The 16,230-nt window shown below is 40.0% G+C and carries 16 protein-coding genes; 11 read left to right on the top strand and 5 right to left on the bottom strand.

Annotation, left to right across the window (positions count from 1 at the left end):
* Window positions 1-31 precede the first annotated feature (31 nt).
* Both ACFX4I_RS18655 and ACFX4I_RS18650 read left to right on the top strand, forming a co-directional pair.
* Window positions 32-1,090, top strand: a complete 1,059-nt coding sequence (locus ACFX4I_RS18655; protein WP_377422254.1) for a DUF2157 domain-containing protein — start codon at window positions 32-34, stop codon at window positions 1,088-1,090.
* Window positions 1,083-1,619, top strand: a complete 537-nt coding sequence (locus ACFX4I_RS18650) for a GDYXXLXY domain-containing protein (RefSeq protein ID WP_230300442.1) — start codon at window positions 1,083-1,085, stop codon at window positions 1,617-1,619. Before ACFX4I_RS18655 ends, ACFX4I_RS18650 begins: the two co-directional genes overlap by 8 nt.
* Before the next feature lie 84 nt (window positions 1,620-1,703).
* Here ACFX4I_RS18650 and ACFX4I_RS18645 read toward each other — a convergent pair whose 3' ends face one another.
* The 4 genes from ACFX4I_RS18645 to ACFX4I_RS18630 all read right to left on the bottom strand — a co-directional run bounded on the left by ACFX4I_RS18645 (window position 1,704) and on the right by ACFX4I_RS18630 (window position 5,090).
* Window positions 1,704-2,183 carry a C40 family peptidase gene (locus ACFX4I_RS18645; protein WP_377422252.1) on the bottom strand — a complete coding sequence of 160 codons (480 nt, stop codon included), beginning with the start codon at window positions 2,181-2,183 and terminating at the stop codon, window positions 1,704-1,706.
* Between the two features lie 192 nt (window positions 2,184-2,375).
* Entirely contained in the window at window positions 2,376-2,648 is a 273-nt protein-coding gene (locus ACFX4I_RS18640) for a phage holin (RefSeq protein ID WP_230300440.1), read from the bottom strand.
* 310 nt (window positions 2,649-2,958) lie between these two features.
* On the bottom strand, window positions 2,959-4,137 hold the full coding sequence (locus ACFX4I_RS18635; protein ID WP_377422249.1) for an LL-diaminopimelate aminotransferase: 1,179 nt from the start codon (window positions 4,135-4,137) through the stop codon (window positions 2,959-2,961).
* A 62-nt stretch (window positions 4,138-4,199) separates the two neighbouring features.
* Entirely contained in the window at window positions 4,200-5,090 is an 891-nt protein-coding gene (locus tag ACFX4I_RS18630) for a TIGR01777 family oxidoreductase (protein WP_230300438.1), read from the bottom strand.
* A gap of 537 nt (window positions 5,091-5,627) precedes the next feature.
* Here ACFX4I_RS18630 and ACFX4I_RS18625 point away from each other — a divergent pair.
* The 7 genes from ACFX4I_RS18625 (at window position 5,628) to ACFX4I_RS18595 (ending at window position 12,379) form a co-directional block, all read left to right on the top strand.
* Window positions 5,628-6,038 (top strand): GNAT family N-acetyltransferase, encoded by a 411-nt coding sequence (locus tag ACFX4I_RS18625; RefSeq protein ID WP_377422247.1) that lies wholly within the window; start codon window positions 5,628-5,630, stop codon window positions 6,036-6,038.
* Window positions 6,039-6,540: 502 nt separating this feature from the next.
* A complete protein-coding gene (locus tag ACFX4I_RS18620; protein WP_377422245.1) occupies window positions 6,541-7,011 on the top strand; it encodes a DinB family protein in 471 nt (156 codons plus the stop codon).
* 371 nt (window positions 7,012-7,382) lie between these two features.
* Window positions 7,383-7,967: a YjgB family protein gene (locus tag ACFX4I_RS18615; protein ID WP_309519431.1), complete on the top strand. Its 585-nt coding sequence runs from the start codon at window positions 7,383-7,385 to the stop codon at window positions 7,965-7,967.
* Between the two features lie 229 nt (window positions 7,968-8,196).
* On the top strand, window positions 8,197-9,786 hold the full coding sequence (locus tag ACFX4I_RS18610; protein WP_377422243.1) for an S-layer protein: 1,590 nt from the start codon (window positions 8,197-8,199) through the stop codon (window positions 9,784-9,786).
* A 313-nt stretch (window positions 9,787-10,099) separates the two neighbouring features.
* Window positions 10,100-10,924, top strand: coding sequence for an amino acid ABC transporter substrate-binding protein (locus ACFX4I_RS18605; protein ID WP_283932584.1), 825 nt, complete (start codon window positions 10,100-10,102; stop codon window positions 10,922-10,924).
* On the top strand, window positions 10,908-11,612 hold the full coding sequence (locus ACFX4I_RS18600) for an amino acid ABC transporter permease (protein ID WP_061461694.1): 705 nt from the start codon (window positions 10,908-10,910) through the stop codon (window positions 11,610-11,612). The genes ACFX4I_RS18605 and ACFX4I_RS18600 overlap by 17 nt, the downstream gene beginning before the upstream one ends.
* Before the next feature lie 29 nt (window positions 11,613-11,641).
* Window positions 11,642-12,379: an amino acid ABC transporter ATP-binding protein gene (locus ACFX4I_RS18595; protein ID WP_377422241.1), complete on the top strand. Its 738-nt coding sequence runs from the start codon at window positions 11,642-11,644 to the stop codon at window positions 12,377-12,379.
* Window positions 12,380-12,452: 73 nt separating this feature from the next.
* On the opposite strand, the gene ACFX4I_RS18590 is transcribed toward ACFX4I_RS18595, so the two are convergent.
* Entirely contained in the window at window positions 12,453-13,628 is a 1,176-nt protein-coding gene (locus tag ACFX4I_RS18590; protein ID WP_377422239.1) for an MFS transporter, read from the bottom strand.
* A gap of 372 nt (window positions 13,629-14,000) precedes the next feature.
* Here ACFX4I_RS18590 and ACFX4I_RS18585 point away from each other — a divergent pair, with 372 nt between their 5' ends.
* On the top strand, window positions 14,001-14,711 hold the full coding sequence (locus tag ACFX4I_RS18585) for a response regulator transcription factor (protein ID WP_230300430.1): 711 nt from the start codon (window positions 14,001-14,003) through the stop codon (window positions 14,709-14,711).
* Window positions 14,708-16,108, top strand: a complete 1,401-nt coding sequence (locus ACFX4I_RS18580; protein WP_377422237.1) for a sensor histidine kinase — start codon at window positions 14,708-14,710, stop codon at window positions 16,106-16,108. Before ACFX4I_RS18585 ends, ACFX4I_RS18580 begins: the two co-directional genes overlap by 4 nt.
* Window positions 16,109-16,230: the final 122 nt, after the last annotated feature.

Here is a 16,230-nt window from a genome sequence, read left to right as displayed (position 1 = left end):
ATAATAGTAAAATGTGGAAGGAGGAGTTACTTTGGCCAACAAAGAAATAACAAAAAAGCAATTCGAATTTCTTGAACATGAATTTAATTACCTTGAAAAGGAAGGAGTCATCTCCCAGCAAGAGAAAGTGAGGATGTTAGGTTCCTATGATGTAAAAGGTAAATTGAACTTCATCACTATTCTATTATCAATTGGGGCACTTCTTTTAGGTTTAGGCGTATTGACCTTCGTAGCCAGTAACTGGATCTATTTAAGTAAAGCGGTTAAATTCCTGCTTATCATTGCATGCCTCATCGGAGTGAACTTTGCTGGTGTGAAGGTGCAGGCACGCTTGCCCAAAACGGCACGAAGTCTACATTATGCAGGTATTCTGATTTTTGGTGCAGGGATTTTTCTAATCGAGCAGATGTTTAACATCAGCATCAATTTCAACAGTTCCTTTTTATTATGGGCGATCGGTACGGTATTCATTGGTTACTATTTGAAGGATGTCTTTGTTCTCCTTTTTACATCTTTCCTGCTTTTCATTTATATTAACGGAAGTATATTCGTTGATGAAACGTCTTATCCGCTTGCCATTCTTATATTTCTACCGGCTTTATACATTCTGTTAAAGAAATTCGATTACCCTAAATATCTGACCTTTTTCATTAACGCTTTAGCCATCAATACAATTGCCTTATTTCTTATGGAATTCGTGCCGAAGCTGGGTTTTGAAAAATCGAATACGATTGTCCTTTCCATTCTGTTTGTATTGGGAATCGTGCTTGCCTATATTCCGGTAAGATCAAAATTGCAGAACATCACACACATACAAGGGCATATCTTACATGGTATTACCGCACTCTTCCTTACCTTTGATTTTTCAATCTGGTTTCCTTTAGCTTATTTCGTTTTTCTGCTTTATCTCATTCTAAAAGGCAGTTTGACCAGCATCGTGATAATATGTGCACTGATTTTCAGATATTACATCTACTCCTTTGACTTCCTGCCAAAATCACTTACATTCATCATTGGTGGAATCATGCTTATCGGTTTTGGCTTCTTCTTTGAAAATCAACGAAAAAAAGGAGGGGAACTCAATGAGTAATCCATCATTCCGGCCACTCATCGTATTTTCCATTCCAGTCTTGATTCTGTTAGTCTTGGCGTTTCCTCCGGTCTGGACAACAATGACAGGAGATGTAATCAAGATCAAAACTGCCCCGGTCGACCCGACTGATTTGTTTAGGGGAAGCTATGTGGCTTTGAAATACGAAATTGAATCAGTTAAGCCATCACAAGTCGATGACTCGATTAAAACCGGGTTCAATACAAGAAATATGGGTGATTATAAAAAGGTATATGTACGTTTAAAACAAAACACTGATGGACTATACGTTGTCGATTACGTAACGAAAGAAAAACCCGGCAAAGGCGTTTACCTAAAAGGGGAATTGGAAATCCCATATGACCTGCAAAATGCTGAAACCATTCAAATCAGATACGGTCTGGACAATTATTTCGCATCCGAAGAAAAGGCAAAGGAAATGGAGAAGGACGCATTGGCCAATCCTTCAGTGGCCGTCGTAAAAGTTCGTAATGGCAACGTTGTTTTAACCGATATCATCATTGAATGAATGACCCCCGGATATGACCAGCAAAAAGAGCATCGGTTTGCGATGCTCTTTTTTGCAGGACTTTTTCATATGAACATCAGATTGTTACTTAATGACTCGTTTTGCCCCTATATATTTTTCCTTCCAATAATTATCACTCATTTTGACCACCTTGACCCCTTTGGTGGTGGTCCCGACAAATGTACCATTTCCATAATAGATTCCTACAAAAGAGACCTGCCCTTTCTTACCTGTCGCATAGAAGACCAAATCGCCCGCTTTTAAATCTTTTTGCTTCACGGCCTTTCCGGTTTTATACTGTTCCGCACTCGTTCTCGGAATCTTCATTTCTGTTGCGGCATTTTTATATACATACTGGGTAAGACCGCTAGCATCAAACCCTTTTGGAGTCGTCCCCCCATATTTATATTTGCTTCCAACCTGCTTCTTTGCCAAAGCGGCAACTTCATCACCATAATTGATAGAGGCTGAAGCATTAGCCGGACTGAAAATGAATGCCATCAATAATGCCCCGATTAAAACTATGGCTGCAAACCATTTTGAAACTGGTAAACTATAACTCATTCTTTTTCCTCCCCAAACTGAAAATGAACCACAATTTTAAATGTATGTTGCATTTCGGTTTTTAGACCAAAATCATTTTCCGCAATCATTATCTCTGCCAAAAAAACAAATAACCAGATAACGCCGTTGTGTAGCAAGTAACGGTGTTATCTGGTATATTCTACTCTTCAATAGATGAAAGAATAATGTCCATTACTTAGGCTCCTCGTATTGTCGGGCATTTTCACTGTCGCTTAGACCTTTAGTTGTATGATCGACCACACCGCCGACCCCAAAGAATGTAAGCGCTATGAAGTTAATGATGCCTAAAGCCCCGTTCAATGCATCATCAGTAATGGTAAAGCCTATAGGGGTAATGAAATTGTTTATGAAAGCGGCAATCATCTGCGCCAATATTAAAAGCCCAGGAAGGAGTACCGTGAATATAAACGTAGGATTCTTAAAACGCACTTTCCAGTTGATCATTGCTTTTCCCCCTCTCTATCATATTAAGCCCGCTTCATTTAAGAGGGTTTCGGACTTGCTATATATTATGCGGCTTGTCCATCTTACGTTCGGAAATTCCATTCATAATCTATCACGCTAGTTTCCCATAAACATAAAAAAGCCCATCCGAGGATGGACCTTCTCTTAAACTTTCAAAGTAGTTTTATAAAAACACTAGAGTGCGCCTCACTTTAACAAGTAAGTAACAACTTCCTCATGCTCTATATACTCCTCAGCGTGCCCGTGATCGAGCGTTCTTAAAACCTGAATATTTTAAATGCTAGATTTTTCACACTCCAATTTTTTTCTCCAAAAACAATTTGATCCGTTCAGCAGCTTCTTTCAATCTCTCGGCCGGCTGGACTAATGCCATCCGGACATACCCTTCACCCTGCTTCCCAAAAGCATCGCCTGGGACGACCGTTACCCCTGCTTTTTCAATCAATGCATAGGAAAAATCCCGTGATTTCCAGCCAGCAGGAATTTGGGCCCAAATAAACATGGTAGCTGAGGTTTTCGGCACATGCCATCCCCCTTCCGCAAGACCTGATATCAAGGCATCACGTCGGGACTGGTATTCCTTAACTTGATCGGATAGCAGCGAAAGATTGGAAGTTAGCGCCATCTCGGCAGCTTTTTGGATTGGATAAAAAACCCCATAATCGATGTGTGATTTCAACGTTCCCAGGATGTTCAGCGCCTCTCGGTTGCCCACCGCATACCCAATGCGACAGCCGGCCATATTAAAAGTTTTGGAAAGTGAGTTAAATTCAATCCCCACATCCTTGGCACCAGGAATGGACATAAAACTAATTTGCGGATGATCATCAAAAATCAACTCTGAATAAGCAAAATCGTGAACCACCATGATCCCGTTCTTTTTCGCAAACGATATGACTTCCGAAAAGAAAGCTTCATCAGCAAGGGCGGTGACAGGATTTCCTGGATAACTGATGATCATCATTTTGGTCTTTATAACTATTTCATCCGGAATAACGTTGAGCTGCGGCAGGAATCCATTTTCGGCAGTAAGCGGCATCGGATGAATGATTCCGCCGGCAAGTTCTACACTCGCTTCATAAATTGGATATCCCGGATCTGGCACGAGCACATAATCTCCAGGGTTTATCATCGCCGTTGCCAAGTGTGCAAGGCCATCCTGTGACCCCATCAGTTGGAGGACTTCCCTTTCTGCATCCAGCTCCACTCCATAACGCATCCGATAAAAATAACGGACTGCCTCATGGAATTCAGGCGTACCTTTTAACGTATACCCGTAGGAATTGCGATCCTGCGCATACTTCACAAGCGTATCCACTACAAAATCAGGCGGTGGTAGATCCGGACTTCCTACACTCAAATCGATAACATCCACCCCTCGTTTCATTGCATCCTGCTTGCGGGTCGCCAACTCTGAAAATATTCCTGTTGTGAATCTTCCGACTTTTTCAGATGGAGTAATATTCATTCTACGATTCCCCTCTCTTAATGATTTTCTATCTATCATTATAGCAATCAATCTCGAGTATTTTAAGAATTCATCAGTATCTGTTCCAGAGCCTCATCTAGATGATGGAATTTAAATGCATACCCAGCCTTTTCCAACCTCTCAGGTATGACCCACCGGCTTTTTAATATCAATTCCGTTTCGGTTCCCATAAAGAAAGCCCCCATTTCAAGCATGGGTGTTGGACAGGGAAGTCCTATCCTAATATTCATAAGCTTTCTCAAATGAGCCATCAGTTCACGATTTGTAACTGGATGCGGCGATGAACAATTGAACACCCCGCTCAACTCCTGATTCTTTCTCAGAAAAAGGACAATGTTAAATAAATCTTCTATATGTATCCAACTGAATTTCTGATTTCCTGATCCTTGATGGCCTCCCATTCCGAATTTAACCAAATTCCTATATGGGGTCATCACTCCCCCATCGCCCAATACAATGGCGATCCGTAAAGCAATTTGTCTCGTCTTCGGTAATCGGAAATCGAAAAAGGAGCGCTCCCACGCTTTCGCTACATCAACGGAAAAGCCCGAACCGATTACCCCCTCCTCCTCTGTCATTGGTTTATCTTCAGCGTGCCTGTATATCGTTGCCGTACTTGAGTTTATCCATAATGGAGGAGGATTTTCACATTGTTCAATTGCCTTACCTAGCACTTCAGTCGTATCAGTTCGTGAATCCAATATTTCTTTCTTATTCTTGGCATTGTAGCGGCAATTGACCGTTTTTCCTGCTAGGTTGATTAACATATCCGAATTATCGATCGTTTCCCTTATTCCTTCTTTATCTTCCCAGCCAGTATGCAGGGTTTGCCTGGAGATGATCCTTACTTCATATCCCAAATTCCTGAAATGCTTTTCAAAGTATTGACCGACAAAACCAGTCCCGCCAGCTAAAACTACTTTCTTCAGCATATAACCAACCCGCTTTCTTTTAAGAGTGAATAGGTCGAATAACTATTTCGATCCTTTTTGTGAATTACTTCACAATTATACCATCTTATTACATTAATTGGTATCACGAATACATAACATACGCGTGCAACAATTGGTGAACTTGTCCAAGCAAAAAGGAATATTACACATAAATTAGTAATGTGGAAATTTATATACGAAGGGGATGATTTCAGTGTCAAACAAAAAACTGAGAAAAACTGTCAATTCCGGAACTAGCAATAACAACCGTAGGTCTGCCTTGAGAAGAATCTTAAATAATTTATTAAACAATAATAGAGGTACATCAATCAAGGAACCTACTTCAATCAAGCAATTTAAAAGGGATTAAGAGATTGCTTTTTTGAGATTAAGATGAATTCCTTTAGAATTATTCTAAAGGAATTCATCTTAATAAATCATTATTACTGATTTCTGTTTGTTATTTTTTCACATGTAAAAGCCGTATATTTCTGGTGAATAACTGTTATATCTAATAGAGCTAAAGGAGAAGTCATGATGTATTTTCGAGAATGGAAACCTAAAAAAGATATCAAGAAATTAACGGATATTACGGTAAGTAATTTTCGGGTTTCGCCTAATAAAGTGAATGAAATATTGCAAGAGTCACATAAGGTACTTGTAGTTTGTAATGATAAAGGTAAAGTAGTGGGGTTTCTTTGTTATAATCTCTACTTATATAAAGTGGCTCATATTAATTATGTAGTACTTGACAAGAAATTTAGAGGGAAAGGAATTCTGCAATCCCTTTTACCCGAATTAGTAACTTATGTGAGAAAAAAAGGGATCCTTGTAGTGTCCGGTTTTGTGAACAAAAACAACCCAGAAGCATTACAAAAGTTTAAAGCCCTTGGGTTTAAACCGGTTTTAATTTATCATGATGACATTCTAATTCAATCCTTACTTTAAAAAGGTCCTCCTGCCACCTATTTGCAAAGAAAGATTGATTAAAATACCTTCTTAATCTTGTAATACAGTGTACAACTATTACGAATCATTCATCAGTTTTCCCCTTCATTAAAAGGATTTCCCTGTCTCATACTAATCCTAATAAGGGAGATAAGGGTTATACGGATATATAAATCTTGTATTCCCCACGTAATGGAACAACTATGGAATGAAATCGCCTGTAAATTCTACACGGATTCATAGGCATTTTCCCTGTAGTCTCTTAAACCCTGGTCCTTTATTTAATTCCACTCCAGGCTGTTTCTATATTAGAACTCCCATAAAAAAGGCAACCAGGAACATAAACTGTCCTGATTGAATTAAAACTTTACATAATAGAAGGAATACGCAAAGATTAACAACTGAACAGATCATTAAATTTTCTATATTTTCAAAATAACCCCATATTTTCAGCATCCATTCGTGTATAGTTAATGTATACCTGCTAAAAGGGGAGATAATTATGAAATCGATAGAACTAATCATCTTAAATCTGGAAGAGGTTAGAAGAAGAAACATTAAACTATGGACCTCAATACCTAAAAGCACACTCCATTGGAAACCGGACGACAAGGCAATGAGCTGTTTAGAAATGGTTAGGCATGTCCTTGATAGTGAGCATTACTATCATTTATCCATTAAAAATCAAGGTAGCCTACCAGTTTACGAATCACCATTTGAAAAACAGCCACTTATCACTGTTGAGGCGGAATTAAACTTTGCCGAACCTTACAGGCGTGATTTTTTGGAAACGATCAGATCCTTCAGCGAGGACGACTTATCCAATATTAAAATTGATCGCTCCGATATGGGATATATCAGGGATTTAGGAGACATGTTGCTAAGAATCGCTTATCATGAGTCTGTACATACTGGTCAATTATTAGACTACTTAAGAACTGCTGGAGTTCCTAGAATTAACGTTTGGGATTAATCACATCATTTTCAAAGGGTGTTTCATCATGGTGAAGCACCTTTTTATTTTTTCGACTGCATAAACATCCCTTATTGACCTATAACCTGAGTTCAAAGATAGCCTTACCATAATCAAATCTATAATTATTGTTATATACTCTCTAAATGTGTAAGAAAAGCGGTCCAATCATTTTTACAGAATGAAAAACTGTGAAATGGCTCTGATCCATAAAACCGGAACTCCGGGGAGATGGTTTCAAATAGTTCTCTTTAGCAGACAACCCAACCATATTCCCTGATGCTCCACCATTTTCAAACATTCCAATCGATCACCAAGAAAATGTTTCATGCTAGGAAATTGTGGAAAAGTAATGATAGGAGGGATAAGAAATGATGTTATCTAAAAAACCAGCGGCCAGAATGGTTAGCGCCGTTATTCTAACCGGTTCACTCTTAGGGGCAGGTGCATCGTCTTCAACAGAACCGGTTGAGGCTGCATCCACAATCGATTCCGCTTCTGCCATAGCTAAGGAACACGCTCTTACCACCTTACATGAAATCTACAACAAAGCTTTTTCAGGAGAAATGCCTTATACTGCCATGGGTTTGAAAATTAATGAAAACACCCAAAAAGAAGTATATGAGACATTTGGTTCTCCCCCTGAACCAGGTAACACAGAAACTTTTGACTATTACCATGCAGAAATGGGGCATCCGGGATTTGCATTTGCCTATAACGATGACAAGACCATCTCACAAATCCGATATTTTGGGACAAATGTAGAACGGGACCATAATCTAGGAAGCATCACACCTAAAGTTTTAGGAAAACAACTCGGCAGTGCTGACGAAATACGCCATATTTCCAGTACGAATGAAATCAACTACATTTACAAGACAGGAAATTATGAACTGCAATTCATTGTCGGTGAAGATCGAACTGTAGATCATATCAATTTACTCGAAGCTAAATAATATTTACGGCAAAATAGTCGTTACAGGTTGTAGAGAAAGAAAATTTTCTCTACAACCTTTTTTGTTTCAAGCCCCTCCCCCTTCTTTCCCTTTCAATTTCCAAAACACTGTTACCAGAATCGGTCTTTCCATTTACAAAAACCATACTCACCCCAAACGGATTCTTAATATTTTTACAATAAAATTAGCTTGTTCAATATTATTTCAATATATGGAGGTTGTCGGTAAGATGATTAATAAGTTCAGGGCTTTCATAGTATCGGTTCTAGGCATAGCCATCCTTTCTCAGGGTCTTCCGGTCGCGGGTGCTGCAAAAGATGCAGAAGACAATCAGACAAATCTGGGAGGCAGATGGATGAAGGGGGAATATCATGCCCATACCACTCAGTCAGATGATACCGAGGGATCACAGAGCCTTGAAAGCTTGCTAAATAACGCATTTGATAAGTATGACATGGATTGGATGGGAATTTCCGACCACTTGAGGATGTCTTCAAGGGATGAAGAGGGGAATTTGATTCCAGGCGGGCCGATACCGCTGTCTCAAGGGATCATTCAATATCAAGCCCCGAAAATGGAACAACTGCAAAAAGAGGGCAAATTTAAAAATAAAGTCATCTTTTCAGGCTTCGAATGGGATATGCCTACATACGAGCATGTCGGCATAGGCATTTTGGGAGATCAGCCGGGCTCACCTAAAAGTCTGAAAGCTGGCAATCAGTTCGAATATCTGTTCACCAACCAGGATGAAAAGATGTTTGATTCTAAGGATATAGCCGTCTGGAAAGCACAGGATCAAAGAGCCAATAAGACATCCGAGGATGCCCGAACAGCATTGGCATGGCTTGAGAAAAATTATAAGCATACAAGTTATGCCGTATTGAACCACCCATCAAGAAAAAGGGTGTACAACATATCTGATTTTCGTGACTTCAACAATATCGCTCCGGATGTCATGTTCGGATTTGAAGGTATGCCAGGTAACCAGATGGAGCCAGATAGAGGCGGTTTAAATCTGACAACACCGGAAAACCGGACCTATGGCGGTTCCGATTACATGCTTGCTAAGGTAGGGGGTGCATGGGATGCACTTCTTGGGGAAGGTCGTAAGTTCTGGAATTTTTCCAATTCGGACTCCCATTTTGAAATCAGTGAAAACCGCCTATACTCCAGCGGTTACTGGCCAGGAGAATATACCAAGAATTATACATGGGTAAATGGCTCATCAATAAAATCCGTCCTTGATGGCATGCGATCTGGGAAATCCTTCTCCGTTTTTGGTGACTTGATCGATGCCCTTGATTTCCAAGCTAAAAACGGAAACAACGCGGTTGATATGGGGGGGAACCTTAAAGTGAAGGAAGGACAGATGGTCAAGATCACCATCCGATTTAAGAGCCCCCAAAAGAACAATAACGGGGACTCCGTCAAGGTGGATCACGTGGATCTAATTTCCGGGGAAGTAACCGGGAAAGCAGTGCCTGGAACACCTGCTTATAATAAAGCCACCAATGATACGACAAAAGTGGTTAAACGCTTTACCAGTAAAGACTGGAAAACCAATCGCGATGGTTTTCATACCATCACTTACAAAGTCAAAGCAAATAAGGACCATTATTTCCGTTTACGTGGCACGAACCTAGGGGAAAATGTCTCTGGAGAAACGATGGACGGTGAACCGCTGATCGATGAAAAGACTGAAATCGAGAATAACGAAACGCGTTTTTTGGAAATAAACAAACGTAACTATAAAGACCTTTGGTTCTATTCGAACCCTATATTCGTCAGCGTAGAGGATAGGAATCATGATAAACACTAAGTTAAAAAGTATCCCGCAATAGTTCCGGACGGCCCCAAAAACCCCCTTTTCCACTTAGCTAATATTCGACGTGGATGAGGGGCTTTTTGTCCCCTTGGATTCTTAATGATCACTTCCCTTTCTTTAAAATCCTTTCTCGGATAACGATACATCTTTTTTTTAGTATTATTTCACTTCAATGCGTGAAAATCCGTATAATTCACCAAGTTTCATTAACACTAAAGATACAAGTTATTTTCATTGACTTTTCACCTTTTCTTGTATAGTATCACAGAGTATCAATCCCTATCAGATTACTAGGAGGTTTACCGAAATGAAAAAAATGGTTACACTTTTATCGCTATTGTTAGCGTTCACGGTTGTACTTGCCGCTTGTGGTACAAGTACAAAAGATGAGGCAAATGATACCGGCAATAAATCCTCTTCAAAAGAAAATCTATATGATAAAGTTAAAAAAGATGGCGTATTAACAGTCGGAACAGAAGGTACATACCCTCCTTTCACATTCCACGATGATTCGGACAAACTAACAGGGTTTGATGTGGAAATTGCTAAAGAAGTGGCAAAACGCCTTGGAGTGAAAGCTGAATTCAAAGAAACACAATGGGACGGCATGTTTGCAGGATTGGATGCAAAACGTTTTGATATGATTGCAAACCAAGTGGGCATCGATGAAGACCGTCAAAAGAAATATGATTTCTCTGATCCATATATCCAATCAGGAGCCGTTTTACTTGTTCACAAAGATAATTCGGATATTAAATCATTCGATGACTTGAAAGGTAAGACTTCTGCTCAATCTTTAACGAGTAACTACAATAAAATAGCCAAATCACATGGTGCTAAAGTTACCGGTATAGAAGGATTTTCCCAGTCTGTACAGCTAATCGGTTCTAAACGTGTAGATGCCACGATCAATGATAAATTGTCGTACCTTGATTATAAAAAGCAACACCCGGATGCACCTATCAAAGTGGCTGATGAGGAAGAAAGCGGAGTCGCCAGTGGTTTAATGTTCAGAAAAGACAGCGATAAATTAGTGGAAGAAGTAAACAAAGCACTTAAAGCCATGAAAGACGACGGCACGTACGCGAAAATCTCGGATAAATGGTTTGGTGAAGATGTTTCTCCTAAGTAATATTTTCAGTGACCCTGAGCGTATGAACCAGCTTGTTTCCATCGCTCAAACCTCCCTCTATCCTATGATAGAGGGAGCTATTAAATATACGATTCCACTAACATTGATCACATTCGTTCTCGGACTTATTCTCGCTGTACTCACAGCATTGGCTAGACTATCTTCCATTAAAATCTTTCAAATAATTGCGCGTGTATATGTGTCAATCATCCGCGGGACACCTTTACTTGTGCAATTATTTATCATTTTCTATGGACTTCCAAATTTAGGTGTAACCATTAATCCTTTCATATCGGCTATTATAGGATTCTCTTTAAATGTAGGAGCATACGCTTCGGAAATTATCCGAGCAGCCATTTTATCCATACCAAAAGGACAATGGGAAGCAGGCTATTCAATCGGGATGACATATACCCAAGCTTTAAAGCGCATCATTTTGCCGCAAGCAGCTCGTGTATCCATTCCCCCATTATCCAACACGTTCATTAGCCTTTTAAAAGATACATCGCTTGCATCACTCATTCTTGTAACGGAATTATTCCGTAAAGCCCAGGAAATCGCTGCAAAAAACTATGAATTTCTACTACTTTACATGGAAGCAGCTGCTTTATATTGGATTTTGTGTACCATTCTATCTTTCATTCAAGGAAGTTTAGAGGACAGACTTAATCGTTATGTAGCAAAATAAGAACCGCAGTAATTAAAGGGGATTTTAAAATGATCAACATTAAGAATCTTCATAAATCATTTGGTGACCTTGAAGTATTAAGGGGCATCGATTTGGAAGTGGAGCAAGGTAAAGTCATTGTATTGATCGGTCCTTCGGGTTCAGGTAAAACAACCTTTCTTCGGTGTTTGAATCTCCTTGAAATACCCACGGACGGGACGATTGAAATCGATGAAACCGTAATGGAATTCAAAAAAACCGTTAGAAAAAAATCGATTACATCTTTTCGCAGTTTGACAGGGATGGTTTTCCAAAGCTATAACCTCTTCCCCCATAAAACAGCATTGGAAAATGTAATGGAAGGCCCCATCATTGTAAAAAACATAGCCAAACATGAAGCGAAAGAAACGGCTGCTGCCCTGCTTACAAAAGTGGGCTTAGGTGAAAAAATCGATTTTTATCCGTTTCAATTGTCCGGCGGGCAGCAGCAACGGGTCGGAATTGCAAGGGCCCTGGCCATGGAGCCTAAGGTCATGCTATTCGATGAACCCACTTCCGCTTTAGATCCAGAACTAGTTGGAGACGTGTTACAGGTCATGAAAGACCTGGCGAAAGAAGAAGGCATGACAATGATCGTGGTAACCCATGAAATGCGTTTCGCCCGTGAAGTCGCCGACGAAGTCATTTTCATGGATGAAGGAAAAATAATGGAGCGGGGAACACCCGAGCAAATTTTCACAAATCCTAAAGAAGCGCGTACACGTAAATTCCTCAATATGATCCAATAAAAAACGGTGCTATTCAAGCACCGCCCGCGCCCCCCCCCATTTTTAGAAATGGGGGGTTTTTGCATACATTAAATTAATGAGATGCTTGGACCTGTTCAGTCTGTGACCGTGCATGGTATAGCTGAAAAAGAATCAAAGCAAAAACGGAAAGGATTGCGCCCGATATAAATGGTAAATCAATCGAAATCGAAAATAACCAACCGCCTATCGGAGGACCCGCAATTCTGCCGAACGAGTCGAATGAAGATAGCAGACCAGTGACACTGCCATGGCCCGTCATGGAACTTTTGGTCAGCAGTGCCGAAATTGCCGGCCGGATGAACCCATTACCCAATCCGAAGATAGTCAGGAAGATCGCCGATGTCCAAAAACCGGAAGAAAACAGGATGAGAAGGAAACCAACTGCCGACACGATGATTCCCATTCGGATAACCGCGCCTTCCCCATATTTCTTTGTCATCCTACCCACTAATCCACCTTGAACGATTGCACTGCCAAACCCCATGATCATGAAGATATAGCCTAATTGTACAAGACTTATATCAGCCCTTTTGGCTGCAAAATAGGCAAAAGTCGTTTCGAGTCCTGCCATTGAAAGGGTGACGATCAATTGCAGAAAGAACATGGTTTTAAGAGGCCCTTTAAATGCTTTCCACATGGACTCTTTATTTATTGACTGTTGGGCCCTCTTTTCAACCGTATGTGATTCCTTTAGTATCGCAATCACTAAGAATAAAGTGATCAAAGAGGATATTCCTGCAATGTAAAACGGTAAGTTCAAACTTGATTTGGAGAATACCCCGCCAATCGCCGGTCCGAAGATGAATCCAAGCCCTGTAGCGGCCCCGATGATTCCCATCCCTTTTCCCCGATCTTCCGGCGTCGTTATATCAGCCACATACGCCATTGCGGTTGGCATGTTTGCCGATGACAAAATCCCGCCAACGATCCTAGCTACAAATAATACCCATAAGGAATCTGCCGAGGCCATGATGAAAAACGATAGTGCCAGTCCAGCAATCCCGATAATCATGACAGGCTTACGTCCTATCCGGTCAGATATACGTCCCCAAATCGGGGCAAAAAATAATTGCATTAATGAATAAACAGCCATTAAAAGACCAAGCTCAGTAGGACTGCCACCAACCTTTTCGGCAAGGAACGGGATGACGGGAATGATGATCCCAAATCCGACCATGACTAAAAACATCACTAAAAAAAGAACGGGTAACACCTTTTTTGTTTCCATTATTTTTTTCTCCTTTTATTCTTCCACATTCGCTGCATACTTTTATAAAGGTTTGGGTAAAAAGAACAGCAACGAATTCCTTAATCATATTATTTAGCATAATCTTCCTAACAATACTTTAAACAGTTTATCATACAACCTTTACCAAATCAGTATGAAGTACGCTCTTCTTTCCGAAACTACCTTAACTAAATAAAGGCCAGGCATCAGAATCCTGATCTTTACAGTAATTTTTCAGGTAATGGCTTACGTTTTTCCACTTTGTTTCGTGAAAATAATGGAATGAGTTCGTTAAATATCTTTCCCCCTCTTATTTTTTCTTAATGGGTACTCTATACTGTAGGGTATGATTGATGTTTGGGAGGTAGCAGAATGTCTAATGATCAGTGGATTTTAATTATTGACGATGAAATAGATTTGGCACGTCTCATGGAGACAGTTTTACATAAAGAAGGTATCCCGAATATTGTTACGGCGGGGACGATTGCGGATGGGTGGGCAAAGTTTCAGAAGTTCGATCCATCACTGGTCTTGCTTGATATTATGCTGCCTGATGGTGAAGGCTATGATTTATGCAAACAAATTCGTGAAGTGTCGAATGTGCCCATTTTATTTTTGTCGGCAAAGGATGAGGAAATTGATAAGCTTCTAGGGTTGGCGATTGGCGGGGATGATTATATCACCAAACCATTCAGTCCGAAAGAAGTGGCATATCGAGTAAAGGCGCAGCTGAGGCGTGCGGGCTTTTCAGAGGAAAAGGCCGTTCCGAAAAAACGGCAAGTTGGTCCTTTTGAGCTTAGTGCAAATGAAAATGAAGTGAAAAAGGATGGTAAAACGCTTGAGCTCACAGCTAAAGAAATCGGACTGATGAGCTGTTTTATGCATCACCCGAACCAGATTTTGAGCAAGGAAACTTTATTTGAACATGTGTGGGGCGATGATTTCTTTGGCTCTGATAATACAGTAATGGTACATATTCGCCGTTTACGCGAAAAAATCGAGGCAGATCCTTCAAAGCCTTCTTTTTTAATAACCGTTAAAGGGCTTGGTTATAAATTACAAACCAAGGGTGAAACAAGATGAAGTGGAAATTGACACGGCGCTTTTTAGGATCCGTTGTGACAATTGTCGTAATCGTAGGGATCGTAAATACAATTTTACTTTTATCTCTACTCTTTTATCGAGCCATGCATAATTTCGAGGCAGAAGAATTATCTGCTGAAAACTTTAGCAGAACCTTTTCACAATATGTGGAACTAATAGATAACAAACCGATCGTAAATGAAGAAGGGCTGGAAAAGCTGCGGAACAATAACGCCTGGATACAAATTTTGAATGATGAGGGTGAGCAAGTTGCAGCCTTTTATACACCTCAAAAATTGCAAACCGTTTATTCTCCTGTTGAAATCGTCCAAATGTATAAGTATAAGGAAATTGATGCAGAGACGACTGTTTTTGTCGGCGAAGCCCATAATTTCAGCTATTTTGTAGGAGTTAAGGAACAGAAAATTGGCCGCTATGTAATAACCTATGATTATGAAAAAGTTTTTAAGAACTTTAACATCTTCCTAGTAATATTTTTAATCGTGGATATCATCATTGCATTAGTCATTGGATTCTTATTTGGAAAAAAATTAACGAGTCCGCTGAACATATTAATAGAAGGAATTCAGCAGCTTCGGGAGCGGCGCTTTAAAAAAATGAGCATACCAAAAGGCGTTTATGAAGATGTATTTCGCAATATGAATGAACTATCGGTGAAGTTGAATCAGTATGAAAAAGAACGTGATCAACTAGACCAAATGCGTGAGGAATGGATTAGCAATGTTTCTCATGACATGAAGACACCACTTGCTTCCATCCATGGTTATACAGAATGGATGAAAGATAACGCCACTGAATTAACTCCACAGGAATTGTATGAGTTTACATCCATTATTAATAGACAGTCCATTTATATGAAAGATTTGTTGGATGACCTGAATTTAACGATGCGTTTGCGCAACCAACGGCTTCATTTGCAATTTGAAGATGTTGATATCGTTGGGTTTATAAGAGAAATGACGATCGAGCTTTTAAATGATTCACAATTTGGAGATCAACAGGTTGAGTTTGTGGCAAATGTGGACAAAGCAACACATAAAGTGGATAAAAAATTACTGAAACGGGCGATATTTAACCTTATCTATAACGCACTCGTGCATAACGAGGAAAATGTCGTTGTGAAAATACAAATTGATGATATTGGTCCACAATCAGAAATGCATACCCAAATTACCATTGCCGATAATGGCCGCGGTATTCCCGCCAAAGATTTAGAACAGGTTTTTGAACGCTACTATCGAGGTACGAATACTTCCAGTACACATGGGACCGGTTTAGGAATGGCCATTGCAAGGGACATCATCCTGGCTCATAAAGGTAAACTTGATCTGACTAGCATTGAAAATAAGGGAACCACGATCACTATACTTTTATAATTATTTTTCTTGCAGAGAAAGGGCTGTCCATACAGACAGCCCTTCCAGACTGTAGACAAACTCGATGAAAATCGAGTTTGTCTATTTTTATGGCTTGTACAATTTGGACGTTGATTGGAACG

This window comes from Peribacillus sp. YIM B13472 (assembly GCF_042788005.1).
Classification (GTDB): domain Bacteria; phylum Bacillota; class Bacilli; order Bacillales; family DSM-1321; genus Peribacillus; species Peribacillus simplex_E.
The sequence above is the reverse complement of the archived record's forward strand: the minus strand, read 5'-3'. Positions and strand labels throughout refer to the sequence as shown.

Excerpts from the sequence above, each read along its gene's own strand:
- ACFX4I_RS18585 (WP_230300430.1), top strand. The coding sequence starts at position 14,001 with ATGTCTAATGATCAGTGGATTTTAATTATTGACGATGAAATAGATTTG.
- ACFX4I_RS18645 (WP_377422252.1), bottom strand. The coding sequence starts at position 2,183 with ATGAGTTATAGTTTACCAGTTTCAAAATGGTTTGCAGCCATAGTTTTA.
- ACFX4I_RS18600 (WP_061461694.1), top strand. The coding sequence starts at position 10,908 with ATGTTTCTCCTAAGTAATATTTTCAGTGACCCTGAGCGTATGAACCAG.
- ACFX4I_RS18590 (WP_377422239.1), bottom strand. The coding sequence starts at position 13,628 with ATGGAAACAAAAAAGGTGTTACCCGTTCTTTTTTTAGTGATGTTTTTA.
- ACFX4I_RS18580 (WP_377422237.1), top strand. The coding sequence starts at position 14,708 with ATGAAGTGGAAATTGACACGGCGCTTTTTAGGATCCGTTGTGACAATT.
- ACFX4I_RS18595 (WP_377422241.1), top strand. The coding sequence starts at position 11,642 with ATGATCAACATTAAGAATCTTCATAAATCATTTGGTGACCTTGAAGTA.
- ACFX4I_RS18615 (WP_309519431.1), top strand. The coding sequence starts at position 7,383 with ATGATGTTATCTAAAAAACCAGCGGCCAGAATGGTTAGCGCCGTTATT.
- ACFX4I_RS18630 (WP_230300438.1), bottom strand. The coding sequence starts at position 5,090 with ATGCTGAAGAAAGTAGTTTTAGCTGGCGGGACTGGTTTTGTCGGTCAA.
- ACFX4I_RS18610 (WP_377422243.1), top strand. The coding sequence starts at position 8,197 with ATGATTAATAAGTTCAGGGCTTTCATAGTATCGGTTCTAGGCATAGCC.
- ACFX4I_RS18640 (WP_230300440.1), bottom strand. The coding sequence starts at position 2,648 with ATGATCAACTGGAAAGTGCGTTTTAAGAATCCTACGTTTATATTCACG.
- ACFX4I_RS18620 (WP_377422245.1), top strand. The coding sequence starts at position 6,541 with ATGAAATCGATAGAACTAATCATCTTAAATCTGGAAGAGGTTAGAAGA.
- ACFX4I_RS18625 (WP_377422247.1), top strand. The coding sequence starts at position 5,628 with ATGTATTTTCGAGAATGGAAACCTAAAAAAGATATCAAGAAATTAACG.
- ACFX4I_RS18605 (WP_283932584.1), top strand. The coding sequence starts at position 10,100 with ATGAAAAAAATGGTTACACTTTTATCGCTATTGTTAGCGTTCACGGTT.
- ACFX4I_RS18635 (WP_377422249.1), bottom strand. The coding sequence starts at position 4,137 with ATGAATATTACTCCATCTGAAAAAGTCGGAAGATTCACAACAGGAATA.
- ACFX4I_RS18650 (WP_230300442.1), top strand. The coding sequence starts at position 1,083 with ATGAGTAATCCATCATTCCGGCCACTCATCGTATTTTCCATTCCAGTC.